Annotated in this window: 19 protein-coding genes; 4 read left to right on the forward strand and 15 right to left on the reverse strand. The window is 68.1% G+C overall.

Features of this window, described 5'->3' with window-relative positions; all coding sequences use genetic code 11:
• Window positions 1-193: 193 nt before the first annotated feature.
• From AB0950_RS02700 to AB0950_RS02715, 4 genes are read left to right on the forward strand one after another with little or no spacing between them, the layout of a single operon-like run.
• The gene (locus AB0950_RS02700) at window positions 194-1,645 is read left to right on the forward strand and encodes a glycosyltransferase family 2 protein (protein ID WP_360149573.1); all 1,452 of its coding nucleotides are present in this window, start codon (window positions 194-196) and stop codon (window positions 1,643-1,645) included.
• Between the two features lie 20 nt (window positions 1,646-1,665).
• Window positions 1,666-2,904, forward strand: a complete 1,239-nt coding sequence (locus tag AB0950_RS02705; RefSeq protein ID WP_360149576.1) for a hypothetical protein — start codon at window positions 1,666-1,668, stop codon at window positions 2,902-2,904.
• 16 nt (window positions 2,905-2,920) lie between these two features.
• Window positions 2,921-4,021 carry an NDP-sugar synthase gene (locus AB0950_RS02710; RefSeq protein WP_366777635.1) on the forward strand — a complete coding sequence of 367 codons (1,101 nt, stop codon included), beginning with the start codon at window positions 2,921-2,923 and terminating at the stop codon, window positions 4,019-4,021.
• 34 nt (window positions 4,022-4,055) lie between these two features.
• On the forward strand, window positions 4,056-6,083 hold the full coding sequence (locus AB0950_RS02715; protein ID WP_360149582.1) for an acyltransferase family protein: 2,028 nt from the start codon (window positions 4,056-4,058) through the stop codon (window positions 6,081-6,083).
• A 9-nt stretch (window positions 6,084-6,092) separates the two neighbouring features.
• On the opposite strand, the gene truA is transcribed toward AB0950_RS02715, so the two are convergent.
• From truA to rplF, 15 genes are all read right to left on the reverse strand, one after another.
• Window positions 6,093-6,932, reverse strand: coding sequence for a tRNA pseudouridine(38-40) synthase TruA (gene truA / locus AB0950_RS02720; protein ID WP_360574643.1), 840 nt, complete (start codon window positions 6,930-6,932; stop codon window positions 6,093-6,095).
• Window positions 6,933-7,007: 75 nt separating this feature from the next.
• Window positions 7,008-7,508 carry a 50S ribosomal protein L17 gene (rplQ, locus tag AB0950_RS02725; protein ID WP_360149588.1) on the reverse strand — a complete coding sequence of 167 codons (501 nt, stop codon included), beginning with the start codon at window positions 7,506-7,508 and terminating at the stop codon, window positions 7,008-7,010.
• Window positions 7,509-7,669: 161 nt separating this feature from the next.
• On the reverse strand, window positions 7,670-8,692 hold the full coding sequence (locus AB0950_RS02730) for a DNA-directed RNA polymerase subunit alpha (protein WP_003966937.1): 1,023 nt from the start codon (window positions 8,690-8,692) through the stop codon (window positions 7,670-7,672).
• Window positions 8,693-8,834: 142 nt separating this feature from the next.
• On the reverse strand, window positions 8,835-9,239 hold the full coding sequence (gene rpsK / locus AB0950_RS02735) for a 30S ribosomal protein S11 (protein WP_003956432.1): 405 nt from the start codon (window positions 9,237-9,239) through the stop codon (window positions 8,835-8,837).
• Window positions 9,240-9,305: 66 nt separating this feature from the next.
• Window positions 9,306-9,686: a 30S ribosomal protein S13 gene (gene rpsM / locus AB0950_RS02740; protein ID WP_023547369.1), complete on the reverse strand. Its 381-nt coding sequence runs from the start codon at window positions 9,684-9,686 to the stop codon at window positions 9,306-9,308.
• A gap of 192 nt (window positions 9,687-9,878) precedes the next feature.
• Window positions 9,879-9,992: a 50S ribosomal protein L36 gene (rpmJ, locus tag AB0950_RS02745; RefSeq protein ID WP_003998809.1), complete on the reverse strand. Its 114-nt coding sequence runs from the start codon at window positions 9,990-9,992 to the stop codon at window positions 9,879-9,881.
• A gap of 58 nt (window positions 9,993-10,050) precedes the next feature.
• Window positions 10,051-10,272 carry a translation initiation factor IF-1 gene (gene infA, locus AB0950_RS02750; RefSeq protein WP_003948620.1) on the reverse strand — a complete coding sequence of 74 codons (222 nt, stop codon included), beginning with the start codon at window positions 10,270-10,272 and terminating at the stop codon, window positions 10,051-10,053.
• A gap of 152 nt (window positions 10,273-10,424) precedes the next feature.
• On the reverse strand, window positions 10,425-11,261 hold the full coding sequence (map, locus tag AB0950_RS02755; RefSeq protein ID WP_361980618.1) for a type I methionyl aminopeptidase: 837 nt from the start codon (window positions 11,259-11,261) through the stop codon (window positions 10,425-10,427).
• A gap of 103 nt (window positions 11,262-11,364) precedes the next feature.
• Window positions 11,365-12,027, reverse strand: coding sequence for an adenylate kinase (locus AB0950_RS02760; RefSeq protein WP_360149596.1), 663 nt, complete (start codon window positions 12,025-12,027; stop codon window positions 11,365-11,367).
• On the reverse strand, window positions 12,027-13,340 hold the full coding sequence (secY, locus tag AB0950_RS02765; protein WP_360149599.1) for a preprotein translocase subunit SecY: 1,314 nt from the start codon (window positions 13,338-13,340) through the stop codon (window positions 12,027-12,029). The genes AB0950_RS02760 and secY overlap by 1 nt, the downstream gene beginning before the upstream one ends.
• A gap of 243 nt (window positions 13,341-13,583) precedes the next feature.
• On the reverse strand, window positions 13,584-14,039 hold the full coding sequence (gene rplO / locus AB0950_RS02770) for a 50S ribosomal protein L15 (protein ID WP_360149602.1): 456 nt from the start codon (window positions 14,037-14,039) through the stop codon (window positions 13,584-13,586).
• Between the two features lie 2 nt (window positions 14,040-14,041).
• Complete coding sequence (rpmD, locus tag AB0950_RS02775; protein WP_003998814.1) at window positions 14,042-14,224, reverse strand: 50S ribosomal protein L30; 183 nt, start codon at window positions 14,222-14,224, stop codon at window positions 14,042-14,044.
• A 2-nt stretch (window positions 14,225-14,226) separates the two neighbouring features.
• Window positions 14,227-14,832, reverse strand: a complete 606-nt coding sequence (gene rpsE / locus AB0950_RS02780; protein ID WP_005313527.1) for a 30S ribosomal protein S5 — start codon at window positions 14,830-14,832, stop codon at window positions 14,227-14,229.
• A 36-nt stretch (window positions 14,833-14,868) separates the two neighbouring features.
• Window positions 14,869-15,252: a 50S ribosomal protein L18 gene (gene rplR / locus AB0950_RS02785; protein ID WP_029380981.1), complete on the reverse strand. Its 384-nt coding sequence runs from the start codon at window positions 15,250-15,252 to the stop codon at window positions 14,869-14,871.
• 3 nt (window positions 15,253-15,255) lie between these two features.
• Window positions 15,256-15,795: a 50S ribosomal protein L6 gene (gene rplF, locus AB0950_RS02790; RefSeq protein ID WP_330338321.1), complete on the reverse strand. Its 540-nt coding sequence runs from the start codon at window positions 15,793-15,795 to the stop codon at window positions 15,256-15,258.
• Window positions 15,796-15,803 lie beyond the last annotated feature (8 nt).

The following is a 15,803-nucleotide window of genomic DNA, read 5'->3' on the forward strand; positions in this document are numbered from 1 at the left end:
GGATCAGTCACCTGTTCGGCCAGTGGTTTGGGCGCCTGGGGGGGCATCTGAGCGGCGAGTGGCCGAGACGCCGAAGAAGGCGTCGGGGGGCAGGAAACCCAAGTGCATGTCGTGGTGCGCACCGCCGCACCACGACGCCAGATCGCTGCCGCCTCGACGCGCCACCGATCTCACGGGGAGTTCCGCAGTCGTCATGGCATCGACACTGGTCGACGGGGGTCTGCCGCATTCGCGGCACAATCAGAAGCTCGCCAAGCGCACCGCGGCGTGGAAACCGGGGATCCTCCCGTTCCTGCTGCCGTTCGTCCTGCTGGTCGCCTTCGGGCTGTGGACCTACCGGCCCAGCTCCTCGCCGCTGAGCTGGATCCTGACCGTCGTCTGGTCCCTGCCGGTGGTCGGCGTCATGGTGGGCATCCAGGGCGCCCTGCTGATCCGCCGCCGGATCCGCCGCAGCGACCGGATGATCCCCCCGGCGCCGGCCGACCAGGACTTCCTGATCGTGCTGTGCCCCACCATCGGACGCCACGACACCTACCCGGCCCTGGAGCGCTCGATCCTGTCGTACGTCGAGCACCTGCCGGAGTGGTTCCCGTACCTGCGCGTGGACATCCTCACCGAGGAGGGCTGCGAGGCGGCGGCGGACATCGACCGGCTCGCCGCCTCCCACCCGCTGATCCGGGTGATCACCGTGCCGAAGGACTACGTCCCCGCCAACGGCACCCGCTTCAAGGCCCGCGCCAACCACTACGCCCACGAGCTGCGCATCGCGGAGGGCGAGGCACTCGACCACGTGTGGGTGCTGCACATGGACGACGACACCGGCGTGGGGCCCGACACCGCCTCCTCGCTCGCCCAGTTCATCAACCGCCAGCGCCGTGCCCACCCCGACGAGGCCAAGCACATGGCCCAGGGCATCCTCACCTACCCCCGCGAGAACGCGGTCAACATGTTCACCTGGCTCGCGGACGCCGTGCGCCCCGCCGACGACATCGCCCGCTTCCGCGCGCTGACCGGCATGGGCACCCCGGCCGCCGGCGTGCACGGCGAGCTGCTGGTGCTGCGCGCGTCCATCGAGGCCACCATCGGCTGGGACTTCGGGCCCAAGGAGATCGTCGAGGACGCCCGGCTCGCCCTGACCTTCTGCCGTATGTACCCGGGCCGCAGCGACTGGTTCAACGGCCGCTGCTACGGCGCCTCCCCCGCCACCGCCGAGGACTTCGTCAAGCAGCGCGACCGCTGGGCCTGGGGCCTGGTGGCCCTGTGCTGCAACAAGGCCGTGCCCTGGCGCTACCGCTGGTTCCTGTCGATCTGCGTGGCCACCTGGATCCTCGGCCCGCTGCAGCACATCGCGGCCGTGCTGCTCTTCGGCTGGCTCATCGACGACATGAACACCTCGCCCGTGACCCAGTCCGTGGTCATCCTGTGGGCCCTGAACTTCGCCTACGTCGTCTGGACGTACTGGGAGGGGCTGCGGCTGAACGCCCTCTCCTCGGTCAGCGGCAAGCGCAAGTGGTGGGAGCCGATCGTCGTGGTCGCGCTCATCCCGGTCTTCTCCGTGCTGGAAGGACTCGGCGGCTTCAAGGGCTTCCTGAGGTTCGTCCGGCGCGAGGAGAACAAGTTCGTCGTGATCGCCAAGCCCGCCTGAGCCCGGAAGACACCCCTGACATGCGTTCGCGACTGCCTCTGCTCGCCATCTTCCCGGTGACCGTCCTCACCCTCGTGCTGGGCACCCCCTTCGTCCTCGGCAACCACCCGGTGCGCTTCGAGTCGGGCTCCGCCCTTCCCAGGATCGTGATCGGCGACGACAAGGACCCCGCCACCCCGTCCGGCCACGCGGGCGGTACGGCGTCGGCCTCCGCCCCGTCCGGTTCGCCGTCCTCCGCCGCCTCCGCCCTTCAGGTCGCCAAGCCCTGGAAGAAGGGCATGGCCCAGTGGGGCGTACAGCTGTACTGGGAGGAGGAGAAGCGGAAACGATCCGACACGTTCATCGAGAACCAGGCCCGCAAGCACGCCAAGTACCTGATCGGCCTGGGCGCCAACTCGGTGTCCGTCTCGTTCCCCTTCTTCATCCAGAACTCCACCTCCGACACGCTCTCGGCCGGCGCCAAGACGCCCTCCCCCGAGCGGCTGCAGCGGGTGCTGAAGGTGTTCCGGGACGCCGGTTTCCGCACCACGGTCCGCCCGATCCTGGACGAGGGCACCCTGAAGCAGAACAACGGCTGGCGCGGTGACATCGAGCCCGCCTCCCGCTCCGCGTGGTTCGCCTCGTACAAGCAGTTCCTCACCCCCTACCTCCGGGCGGCCCACAACGCGAAGGCGAACACCTTCGTCATCGGCACCGAGCTGAACTCCCTGGAGGGCGACCCGGGCTGGGAGCCCCTGGTCTCCTACGCCGAGAAGAACTTCTCCGGCGAGGTCTCCTACAACGCCAACTGGGACAAGTACGTCGTCGGCCGGATCAACATGCCGGTCAGCCACCTCGGCGTCGACGCCTACTTCCCCGTCAAGGCGCCCGACACCGCCCCCGTCTCCACGCTGGTCAAGGGCTGGAACACCTGGCTGAACCGCAAGGCCACCGGCCCGCTGCCCAACATCCTGGTCTCCGAGACCGGCATCGGCGCCATGAACGGCGCCTACCACGCCCCCGGCGACTTCTACGCCAAGCGGGCCGTCAACCCCCGGGTGCAGGCCAACTGGTACAAGGCCGTCTGCCAGGTCGTCCAGGACCGCCGGATGCAGGGCGTCTACTGGTGGTCGCTCTGGTTCGACGACGACCCGAACACCCCGCCCGACGACAAGGTCGCCTCCCGGCTCGACTTCGCCGGACGCCCCCTGTCCGAGGCGGCCATCAAGTCCTGCTTCACCTCTGACTACGCGGGTCCCGGCACCGCCCCCACCACCTGACCGAGCGGAGGCAATCATGCAAGAAGCCATCATCCTGGTGGGCGGCAAGGGAACGCGTCTGCGCCCGCTCACCAACCACACCCCGAAGCCGCTGCTCGGCGTCGCCGGCTCCTCCTTCATCCGGCACCAGATCGCCAAGCTGTCGGACGCGGGCGTCGAGCACGTGGTGTTCGCCACCTCCTACCTCGCCGCCCTCTTCGAGCAGGAGTTCAAGGACTTCTCCGAGGACCTGGAGATCTCCTACGCCGTCGAGGAGGTCCCGCTCGGCACCGGCGGGGCGATCCGCAACGCCGGACGGCTGCTGCGCGGCACCTCCGCCGACGCGCCCGTGCTGATCCTCAACGGCGACATCCTCTCCGGCGTCGACCTGCGCGCCCTTCTGGAGCGGCACCAGGCACGCGACGCGGACGTGAGCCTGCACCTCACCCGGGTCCCCGACCCGCGCGCCTTCGGGCTCGTCCCCACCGACCAGGCCGGCCGGGTGCTGGCCTTCCTGGAGAAGCCCAAGACGCCCGAGGAGTGCGTCACCGACCAGATCAACGCCGGCGCCTACGTCTTCCGCCGGTCCGTCCTGGACGCCATCCCGGCCGACCGCGAGGTCTCGGTCGAGCAGGAGACCTTCCCGCGGCTCGTCACCGCGGGACGGCGCGTGTTCGGCCACACCACGGACGACTACTGGCGCGACCTCGGCACACCGCTGGCCTTCGTCCACGGCTCCGCCGACCTGGTCACCGGCGCGGCCACCTCGCCCCTCGTGGCCGCGCCCGCCCAGGCCCTGATCCACCCCACGGCCACCGTCGACCCCACCGCCCGGGTCACCGGCGGCTCGACGGTCGGCCCGCACGCCGTGATCGGCCCGCACGCGCTCGTCGACCGATCCATCGTCGGCGCGCGCGTCTCCGTGGCCGAGGGAGCGCGGATCCACGAGTCCGTGGTCGACCACGACTCCTCGATCGGCGCCGAGTCGTGCCTGCGCGAGGTCGTCGTGGGCTGCCATGCACACGTCGGCCCGCACAACGAGCTGCCCGCCCAGCTGCGGCTGTCGTGCGGCATCCGCATTCCCGCCGGAGGGGTGCGCGTCAGCGGTACGGCTGTCGCCTGCCCGACGGTCCACTGAAGTCGCCGGCCAGCCCGACAGTTACTGGAGAACCGTGACCCGCCATCGCTCAACGGCCGCGCAGTCGGAGCGTCTTCGCAAGTACCGGCCGGACATTCAGGGCCTGCGCGCCGTCGCCATCATGATGGTCGTCAGCATGCACTGCGGCATCCTCGACATCCACGGCGGCGTGGACGTCAGCTTCGTCCTCAGCGGCTTCCTCATCGGCGGCCAGCTCCTGGCCGAGATCGACAAGACCGGCAAGGTCTCCCTGACCAAGTTCTGGGCCCGCCGGTTCAGGCGGCTGACGCCGCCCATGGCCCTCGTCATCGTCGGCACCGCCGTCCTGGCATGGGTGTACGGCAGTCCGCTCAGGTTCCGCGCCTTCATGGAGGACGGCCTCAGCGCCTCCCTCAGCTTCCTGAACTGGCGCCTGGTCGAGAACGGCACCGACTACTTCGCCAACGACGGGTCGCAGACCCCGTACCAGCACTTCTGGTCGCTGGGCATCGAGGAGCAGTTCTACCTCGCGGCGCCGATCCTCCTCGTCGTCCTGGTCTGGATCAGCCGCAAGATCTTCCGCAACCGTGCGCTCGTCGCGCTGTTCCTGATGGCCGTCATCGCCGGATCGTTCTACCTGGGCTGGTCCAAGACCGCCGAGAACCAGCCGCTCGCGTACTTCAGCACCCACACCCGGATCTGGGAGATCACCTGCGGCGTGCTGCTCGCTCTCGCCGCTCCGCTGGTGTCCCGCATGAACACGGGGGTGGCGGCGGTCGTCTCCTGGCTGGGGCTCGGCACCGCGGTGGGCACCGCGCTGCTCATCTCCAGCGAGACGCCGCTGCCCGGTTACGCCGTGGCCGGCCCGGTCACCGGGGCCGTCATGGTCATCGCCGGCGGCTGCGCCAATCCCCGGTACGGCGTGGAGCGGCTGCTCGACAATCCCGTCCTCGACTTCGTCGGCAACGTCAGCTACGGCTGGTACCTGACCCACTGGCCGCTGCTGGTGCTCTGGCCGTCCATCACCGACCGGGGTTTCACCTTCGAGGAGCGGATGCGCGTCGTCGTCCTGTCGTTCCTGCTGGCGGTCGTCGTGCACTACGCCGTCGAGCGCAAGTTCAAGAAGAACGTCTCGCTGGTGGCCCGCCCCTGGAAGGGAGTCTTCACCGGCGGATTCACCACCGCGGGCACGGCCGGGGCGATGGTCCTGGCCACCATCGTGCCGCTGCACCTGGCGACCGCGTCCACGTCGAGCACCCTCGCGACCGGGTACACCAACGCCGCGTCGGTCGAGGACTCCGCCCACCGCACGCAGCTCTCCGCCACCGTGCAGGGCGCGCTGCGGAGCACGCCCGAGAACACCGCACGGCGCGGCTGCATCGACAACCTGGACGTCACGAAGTTCGTGATGCGCGACGCCTGTGTGATCGGCGACCCGAAGGGGGCGAGGACTCTCGTCCTCATGGGAGACTCCCACGCCTGGCAGTGGAACGACGTCTACGACGCGATCGGCAAGGATCTCCGCGTCCGGGTGGTGACCATGGCGAAGGGCGGCTGCTCGCCGCAGATCTACCACATCGTGAACCCCCAGGTGAACCGCGAGTACACCGAGTGCGACAGCTGGCGGCAGTCGGCCTTCGCGGCGCTGAAGAAGATCCACCCGGACGTCCTCGTGATCGCCGACCGGGCGCGCCGTGAGGCGAACCGGACCGGCGCCGAGGCCTCGTTCAAGGTGTTCAAGGAGACCGGCGCCCGGCTCGCCTACATGACGGACACCCCGGAGCCCGGCCAGAACGTCCCCGACTGTCTCGCCACGCACATCGACAACATCACCCTCTGCAACCGCAAGCAGTGGCAGGCGCTGGAGTACCCGCAGTTCCGCACGATGGAGCGGGAGGTCGCCGAGAAGTACGGCGCGGACATCATCGACACGACGCCCGCGTTCTGCACCGCCGACGTGTGCCCGGCGGTCATCGGCGACCAGGTCGTCTACTTCGACAACAGCCACATCACGTCGTCGTACTCCAAGAGCCTGAAGCCCTTCCTGAAGCCGGCCCTGAAGGAGATCCTGGACAAGGCGTAGACCGAGGCCTCACTGGCCGCGGACCCGCACCCGCCGCGCCTGCCGCTGCCTCTCCCCCAGCAGCTCGTCCGCCGGGTAGCCGACCTCCTCCAGGGTCAGGCCGTGCGGGCGGACGACGTGGACGGCGCTGTCCCTGACACCGGCGTCGAGGACGCGCCGCGGCCACTGGACGTCGCGGTGGCCGTCGCCGACGAAGAGCAGCGCGCCGACCATGGAGCGGACCTGGTTGTGGCAGAAGGCGTCGGCGCGGACCTCGATCTCGATGATGCCGTCCGCGCGCCGGGTCACGCCGAAGTCGAGGATCTCCCGGATGGTGGTGGCACCCTCCCGCTTCTTCGCGTACGCCGCGAAGTCGTGCTCCCCGACCAGGGACTTGGCGGCGGCGTCCATCACGGCGACGTCCAGCGGCCAGTCGTGCCACAGGACGTGGCCTCGCAGCAGCGGGTCCACGCCGCCGGGGTTGTCGGTGACGCGGTAGACGTAGCGCCGCCAGACCGCGGCGAACCGGGCGTCGAAACCGCTGGGCGCCTCCCGCAGGGCCCACACCCGTACGTCCCGGGGCAGGCGGCCGGCGAGACGCTTGAGCAGCTTGCCGCTCTGCTCCGCCCAGACCGCCCGGGGCAGGTCCACATGGGCGACCTGGCCACGGGCGTGCACCCCGGCGTCGGTGCGTCCGGCCACCGTCAGCTCGAACGTCTCCGGCGACCGCGTCACCGTACGCAGCGCGTCCTCCACCTCACCCTGGACCGTCCGCCGGCCGCCGGCCTGCTTGGCCCAGCCGTGGAAGCCGGTGCCGTCGTAGGAGAGGTCGAGACGGATGCGGACGAACCCGGGCTGTACTTCACTCACAGAACAGATCCTCTCAGGTACGCAAAAGCGGGCCCGCCCGGTGAAGGGCGGACCCGCTCAGCTCACGGCAGAGCCTCAGGCCTCCGTGGACTCCTCGGCCGGAGCCTCGGCGGCCTCGGTCTCCTCGACCTTGGTCTCCTCGGCCTTGGCCTCGTCGGACTCCTTGACCGCACGCTTGGTGGCGGCCTCGGCCTCACCCACGGCCTTCTGCTGCACCGTCAGCGCCTCGACCAGCTCGATGACGGCCATGGGCGCGTTGTCGCCACGGCGGTTACCGATCTTGGTGATCCGGGTGTAGCCACCCGGACGGTTCTCGTACCGCGGGCCGATCTCGGTGAAGAGCGTGTGGACGACGCTCTTGTCCGTGATGACCTGGAGCACCTGACGGCGGTTGTGAAGGTCGCCCTTCTTCGCCTTGGTGATCAGACGCTCGGCGTACGGGCGCAGGCGGCGGGCCTTCGCCTCGGTGGTGGTGATACGGCCGTGCTCGAAGAGGCTCTTCGCGAGGTTCGCGAGGAGCAGCTTCTCGTGCGCGGCGCTGCCGCCCAGACGGGCACCCTTGGTGGGCTTCGGCATGGTTCTTCTCCTGTATCTCTGCCCCGGCCGTATCAGGTACCGGGGTCAGTATCCGAGCAGACGGTTGTCTGTCGGAGACCCCGCGCCCGAAGGGGCGCGGGGAACTGCGCGACCAGCCACAGCGAGCCGGCAGCCGAAAACGGACCAGTGGGCCCAAGCTCTTAGTACTGCTCGGTCTCCACGAACCCGGCGTCCGCGTCGTCATCGGCGCCGAACGCGTCCGCCGCGGCGGTCGGGTCGAATCCGGGCGGGCTGTCCTTCAGGGCCAGGCCCATGCCGGCCAGCTTCGCCTTGACCTCGTCGATGGACTTCGCACCGAAGTTGCGGATGTCCAGGAGGTCGGCCTCGGAACGAGCCACGAGCTCACCCACGGAGTGGATGCCCTCGCGCTTGAGGCAGTTGTAGGAGCGGACCGTGAGCTCCAGCTCCTCGATCGGCAGCGCCAGGTCGGCGGCCAGGGCGGCGTCCGTGGGGGACGGGCCCATGTCGATGCCCTCGGCGTCGATGTTCAGCTCGCGGGCGAGACCGAACAGCTCGACCAGGGTCTTGCCGGCGGAGGCCATGGCGTCACGGGGACGCATCGCCTGCTTGGTCTCGACGTCGACGATCAGCTTGTCGAAGTCGGTGCGCTGCTCGACACGGGTCGCCTCGACCTTGTACGTGACCTTGAGCACCGGCGAGTAGATGGAGTCGACCGGGATACGGCCGATCTCCTGGCCCACCTGCTTGTTCTGCACGGCGGAGACGTAACCGCGGCCGCGCTCGACCGTCAGCTCCATCTCCAGCTTGCCCTTGCCGTTGAGCGTGGCGAGGACGAGGTCGGGGTTGTGCACCTCGACACCGGCCGGGGGCGCGATGTCGGCGGCGGTGACCAGACCCGGGCCCTGCTTGCGCAGGTACATCACGACCGGCTCGTCGTGCTCCGAGGAGACGACCAGCTGCTTGATGTTGAGGATCAGGTCGGTGACGTCCTCCTTGACGCCCGGCACGGTGGTGAACTCGTGCAGGACGCCGTCGATGCGGATGCTGGTGACAGCAGCGCCGGGGATCGACGACAGGAGGGTGCGGCGGAGGGAGTTGCCGAGGGTGTAGCCGAAGCCCGGCTCCAGCGGCTCGATCACGAACCGGGAGCGGAACTCGTCGACGACCTCTTCGGTCAACGAGGGTCGCTGAGCGATCAGCATGTGTGGATCAGATCCTTCAGTCGTGGACGCCCGCTATATGACGCCCGACGGAACCCGTGCCCGAAAAACACGGGGTACTGCAAGGGTACGGGCGGTACGACCCGAAAGAGCCGTACCGCCCGGAAAGCCCTGCGAAGCGGCGTCAGACGCGGCGGCGCTTCGGCGGACGGCAGCCGTTGTGCGGGGTCGGGGTGACGTCCTGGATGGAGCCGACCTCGAGGCCCGTGGCCTGCAGGGAGCGGATCGCGGTCTCACGACCGGAGCCCGGGCCCTTGACGAACACGTCGACCTTGCGCATGCCGTGCTCCTGGGCGCGGCGGGCGGCCGACTCGGCGGCCATCTGCGCGGCGAACGGCGTGGACTTCCGGGAGCCCTTGAAGCCGACGTGGCCGGCGGAGGCCCAGGAGATCACGTTGCCCGACGGGTCCGTGATGGAGACGATCGTGTTGTTGAACGTGCTCTTGATGTGCGCGTGGCCGTGAGCGACGTTCTTCTTTTCCTTGCGGCGCACCTTCTTGGCAGCGCCCTGACGTCCCTTGGGGGGCATCTACTAACTCCTACGGGAGGTGGTCGGTCCTACAGCGAAGACCGTGGACAGGGTGTCCGCTGCGGACTACTTCTTGCCCGGCTTCTTCTTGCCGGCGATGGCGCGACGCGGGCCCTTGCGGGTACGAGCGTTGGTGCTGGTGCGCTGACCGCGGACGGGCAGACCGCGACGGTGACGGAGACCCTGGTAGCAGCCGATCTCGACCTTGCGGCGGATGTCGGCCTGGATCTCGCGACGGAGGTCACCCTCGGTCTTGATGTTGTTGTCGACGTACTCGCGGATCGCGACCAGCTGCTCTTCGGTCAGGTCGCGGACGCGGGTGTTCGGGTCGACGCCGGTCGCAGCCAGCGTCTCCTTCGAGAGGGTCCGGCCGATGCCGAACACGTAGGTGAGGGCGACCTCCACGCGCTTTTCGCGCGGGATGTCAACACCGGAAACGCGTGCCATTCAATGGCTCCTGGTGATCTTCGGAGGTCTTCCGCAGAACCGGCTCCCGGCCGCCGTACGAGGTACGAACCGGGTCCCCGGCCTCCGAACCGGGGGTGTCGAGCTGGATGGCTCGGGTCCTGCGTATGAACATATTCAGCTCGCGTCGCGCGAAAACTCTGCGATAGAGGTGCAGAGGGTGTCGGTCGTGCGTCAGCCCTGGCGCTGCTTGTGGCGCGGGTTCTCGCAGATGACCATGACCCGACCGTGACGGCGGATCACCCTGCACTTGTCGCAGATCTTCTTGACGCTCGGCTTGACCTTCATTAGGTGAGGTTCTCCGGGTCAGTGCCATCACCCCGCCGGAGCGGGATGCGGGCAAGATCTACTTGTACCGGTAGACGATCCGGCCACGCGTCAGGTCGTACGGAGACAGCTCCACCACGACCCGGTCGTCAGGGAGGATGCGGATGTAGTGCATACGCATCTTGCCGCTGATGTGTGCCAGGACCTGGTGGCCGTTCTGGAGCTCGACCTTGAACATGGCGTTCGGCAGAGACTCGACGACAGTGCCCTCGATCTCGATGGCACCTTGCTTCTTGGCCACGCTTCGCCCTTCGAATCGACTACCTTGATCGACTCTCCTGCTTCCCCTGCGGGGCGCATGCGGACATGCGGGTGCACGAGAGCCGACGAGTCAGTCTACGTCGGAGCACCCGGAAACGCGAATCGAGGAAGTCTGCCCCATCCCGGTGATCCCTATGCGAGCGGATCGGGAGCGGCCGTGATGCCGTGCTCGGCGAGCTTCGCCTTGCCCCCGTCGGGGGCCGTCAGCACCAGGGGGCCCTGCTCGGTCAGGGCGACGGAGTGCTCCCAGTGGGAGGACCAGGTGCCGTCGGTCGTGATGACCGTCCAGTCGTCCGAGAGGACCTCGGTCTTCGGGGTGCCGAGCGAGACCATCGGCTCGATGGCGAGGCAGAAGCCGGGGACCAGCTTGGGGCCCTTGCCGCGGCGCCGGTCGACGTAGTTCAGCAGATGCGGGTCCATGTGCATCTCGGTGCCGATGCCGTGGCCGCCGTAGTCCTCGATGATCCCGTAGCGGCCGCCGCCCGGCTTCGGCTGGCGGCGGATGTACGTCTCGATGGCCCGGGAGACGTCGACCAGGCGGTTGCCCTGCTTCATGGCCGCGATGCCGGCCCACATCGACTCCTCGGTCACCCGGGACAGCTCGATCAGCTCCGGGGAGTGCCCCGAGCCCACGAACGCCGTGTAGGCCGCGTCGCCGTGCCAGCCGTCGACGATGGCGCCGCAGTCGATGGAGATGATGTCTCCGTCCTTGAGGACGACGTCCTCGGAGGGGATGCCGTGGACCACGACGTCGTTCACGGAGGTGCAGATGGTGGCGGGGAAGCCGCCGTAGCCGAGGAAGTTCGACTTGGCGCCGTGCTCGGCGAGGACCTTGCGGGCGACCTCGTCCAGGTCCTTGGTGGAGGCGCCGGGCACCGCGGCCTCGCGGGTGGCCGCGTGGATGGCGGCGACGACCAGACCCGCCGCACGCATCTTCGCGATCTGCTCGGGCGTCTTGATCTGCACCATGGGGGGCCTGCGCTCTCCGTCACTCACATCGGCTGGGTTATCGGTACAACAGTACGGCCGCGGCACCCTGGGGCGGGCACCGCGGCCGGAAGAGCCGGACTGTCTACTGCTCGGCCTTCTCGCGCTTGAGCACGTCCAGCGCCCGCTGCGTGATCTCGTCCACCGGGCCCAGGGAGGAGATCGTCACGACCAGGCCCTGCGCCTTGTAGTAGTCGATGATCGGCTCGGTCTGCGTGTGGTAGACCTCCAGCCGCGTGCGGACGGTGTCCTCGGAGTCGTCGTCGCGCTGGTACAGCTCGCCGCCGCAGACGTCGCAGACGCCCTCCTTCTTCGGCGGGCTGTACGTCACGTGGAACACGTGGGAGGAGTCGTTGCGGCAGATGCGCCGGCCGGCGATCCGCTTCACGACCTCGTCCTCGGGGACCTCCAGGTCCAGCACCGCGTCCAGGGTGATGCCCTCGGTCTCCAGCAGCTCGTCCAGCGCCTCCGCCTGCTGCACGTTGCGCGGGAAGCCGTCCAGCAGGAAGCCCTTCTCGGCGTCCGGCTGCTCCATGCGGTCCTTGGCCATCGCGATGGTGACCGTGTCCGGCACCAGGTCACCGCGGTCCATGTACGACTTGGCCAGCTTGCCCAGCTCGGTCTGCTGGCTGATGTTGGCCCGGAACAGGTCGCCCGTGGAGATGTGCGGAATGGCCAGCTTCTCGGCGAGGCGGACGGCTTGCGTTCCCTTACCGGCACCCGGCGGCCCGACGAGGACGATACGCATCAGCGGAGGAACCCTTCGTAATTGCGCTGCTGGAGCTGGCTCTCGATCTGCTTCACCGTCTCGAGACCGACACCCACGATGATCAGGATGCTGGTTCCACCGAACGGGAAGTTCTGGCTTGCCCCGAAGCCCACCAACGCCATTGTCGGTACGAGAGCGATCAGACCCAGATACAGCGAACCCGGCCAGGTGATCCGGTTGAGCACGTAGCTGAGGTACTCAGCGGTCGGTCGGCCAGCCCGGATGCCCGGGATGAAGCCACCATACTTCTTCATGTTGTCGGCGACTTCCTCGGGGTTGAAGGAGATCGCCACGTAGAAGAACGCGAAGAAAACGATGAGCAAGAAGTACGCAGTGATGTAAATCGGGTGGTCGCCCTTGGTCAGGTTCTGGGTGACCCACTGCTTCCAGCCCGCATTGCCCCCCGCGAACTGCGCCACGAGCGCCGGGATGTAGAGCAGCGAGGAGGCGAAGATGACGGGAATCACACCCGCCTGGTTCACCTTGAGCGGGATGTAGGTGGACGTGCCGCCGTAGGAGCGGCGGCCGATCATGCGCTTCGCGTACTGCACCGGGATACGGCGCTGGGCCTGCTCGACGAAGACGACGAGCGCGACCATGACCAGGCCGACCAGGATCACGGTGCCGAACTCGATCCAGCCGCCGGCCAGGGTGCCCTGCTTCTTGATGGCCCACAGCGCGGACGGGAAGGTCGCGGCGATCGAGATGAACATCAGGATCGACATGCCGTTGCCGATGCCGCGGTCGGTGATCAGCTCGCCGAGCCACATCACGACGGCCGTGCCGGCGGTCATGCAGATCACCATCGTGATCGTCGCGAAGATCGTGCGGTCCGGGACGATGCTGGAGGCCACCGAGCAGCCGTTGAACAGCGCGCCACTGCGGGCGGTGGCGACCAGGCCGGTGCCCTGCAGGATGGCGAGCGCCACGGTGAGGTAACGGGTGTACTGCGTGATCTTCGTGGTACCGGCCTGGCCCTCCTTCTTCAGGGCTTCCAGGCGCGGGATGACCACGGTCAGCAGCTGAAGGATGATGCTGGCCGTGATGTACGGCATGATGCCGAGCGCGAAGACCGTGATCTGCAGCAGCGCACCACCGCTGAACATGTTGACGAGACCGAACAGGCCCTGGTTGCCCTGTGCCTCGGTCACACACTGCTGGACGGCCTTGTAGTTGACGCCGGGGATCGGAATGTGGGTACCGACCCGGTAGACCACGATGATGCCCAGCGTGAAGAGCAGCTTCTTGCGCAGGTCGGGCGTCCTGAACGCCCGGGCGAACGCGGTGAGCACGGTGCCTCCTGCGACCCCCGCGCAACTGCGTCAAGGGTGACGGTCTTGAGGTTCGACGGATAGAGACGAATAGCTAACGGTCAACTGCCGCCCAGAGTGCCCCATGGAAGCACCCGGTGAAAGTAGGCAGTGCTGGCCACCTTACCGGCGAAGGCGCCGCCCTAGGAACGACCGACCGGGGATACCCCTTTTGTGGAGTATCCCCGGTCGGGATCGTTCACGTCATCGAGGGACCTGAGGGACTCAGACCAGCTCGGTGACCGTACCGCCGGCGGCGGTGATCTTCTCCTTGGCGGAGCCGGAGACGGCGTCGACCGTCACCTGCAGCGCCACGGAGATCTCGCCCTGGCCGAGGACCTTGACGAGGCTGTTCTTGCGAACGGCGCCCTTGGCCACCAGCGACTCGACGGTGACCTCGCCACCCTCCGGGTAGAGCGCGGCGAGCTTGTCGAGGTTCACGACCTGGTACTCGGTCTTGAACGGGTTCTTGAAGCCCTTCAGCTTCGGGAGACGCATGTGGAGCGGCATCTGGCCACCCTCGAAGCTCTCCGGAACCTGGTAGCGGGCCTTCGTGCCCTTGGTACCACGACCGGCCGTCTTACCCTTCGACGCCTCACCACGACCGACACGGGTCTTGGCGGTCTTGGCGCCCGGGGCGGGACGGAGGTTGTGGATCTTGAGCGGGTTCTGCTCCGCCATGATCAGTCGACCTCCTCGACCGTCACGAGGTGGCGGACGGTGTGCACCATGCCGCGGAACTCGGGGCGGTCCTCCTTGACGACCACGGTGTTGATCCCCTTGAGACCAAGCGACCGCAGGGTGTCACGGTGGTTCTGCTTGCTGCCGATGTAGGACTTGACCTGCGTGATCTTGAGCTGCGCCATGATTACGCACCCGCCCCGGCACGCGCACGAAGGAGAGCCGCGGGAGCGACGTCCTCGAGCGGCAGACCACGGCGGGCCGCGATCTCCTCGGGACGCTGCAGGCCCTTGAGGGCCGCCACGGTCGCGTGCACGATGTTGATGGCGTTGTCCGAGCCCAGGGACTTGGACAGGATGTCGTGAACGCCGGCGCACTCGAGCACGGCACGCACGGGACCACCGGCGATAACACCGGTACCCGGCGAAGCCGGCTTGAGCAGCACGACGCCGGCGGCCTTCTCACCCTGGATCGGGTGCGGGATGGTGCCCTGGATCCGGGGGACCTTGAAGAAGTGCTTCTTGGCCTCCTCAACGCCCTTGGCGATGGCGGCCGGCACCTCCTTGGCCTTGCCGTAACCGACACCCACGGTGCCGTCACCGTCGCCCACCACGACCAGCGCGGTGAAGCTGAAGCGACGACCACCCTTCACAACCTTGGCGACGCGGTTGATCGCGACGACGCGCTCAACGTACGCGGTCTTCTCGGCGGCAGCAGCGCCGCCGTCACGGCCCTTCCGGTCCCGCCGCTCGCCGCCACCGGCACCGCTTCCGCGGCGCTGGGGTCCAGCCATTGGATTACCTCTCTCTTTCCGCTAGCTACAAGCGGCTCAGAACTTGAGCCCGGCTTCGCGGGCGGCGTCCGCCAGGGCGGCGATGCGCCCGGCGTACTGGTTGCCACCACGGTCGAACACGACGGCCTCGACACCGGCGGCCTTGGCACGCTCGGCGACCAGGGCGCCGACCTGCTTGGCCTGCGCGGACTTGTCGCCCTCGCCGCCGCGGATCGACGCGTCCAGGGTGGACGCCGACGCCAGGGTGTGGCCCTTCAGGTCGTCGATCACCTGCGCCACGATGTGGCGGTTGGAGCGGGTCACGACCAGACGGGGACGCTCCGCCGTACCGGACACCTTCTTGCGGATCCGGATGTGACGGCGCTTGATCGCGGCGCGCTTGTAGGCGTCGCCCTTGAGGATCTTCTGCCCGTATGCCATGGCTTACTTACCCGCCTTTCCGACCTTGCGGCGGATGACTTCGCCCTCGTACTTGACGCCCTTGGCCTTGTACGGGTCGGGCTTGCGCAGCTTGCGGATGTTGGCCGCAACCTCGCCGACCTTCTGCTTGTCGATGCCCTCGACCGAGAATCGGGTCGGGGACTCCACCTTGAAGGAGATGCCCTCGGGGGCCTCGACCAGGATCGGGTGGCTGTAACCGAGAGCGAACTCCAGGTTGGAACCCTTGGCGGTCACTCGGTAACCGACACCGCTGATCTCGAGCTTCTTGACGTATCCCTGGGTCACACCGGTGATCATGTTCGCCACCAGCGTGCGGGACAGGCCGTGCAGGGCCTTGCTCTGCCGCTCGTCGTTCGGGCGGAGCACCTGAAGGGTGCCGTCCTCGCCCTTAGCGATGTCGATCGGCGCGGCAACGGTGTGGGTCAGCTCGCCCTTGGGGCCCTTGACCTTGACCGTACGGCCGTCGATGGTGACGTCCACGCCGGCGGGAACCGGGATGGGGAGCTTGCCGATGCGCGACATAGCTGTTT

This window comes from Streptomyces sp. NPDC007189 (assembly GCF_040703635.1).
Taxonomy (GTDB): Bacteria; Actinomycetota; Actinomycetes; order Streptomycetales; family Streptomycetaceae; genus Streptomyces.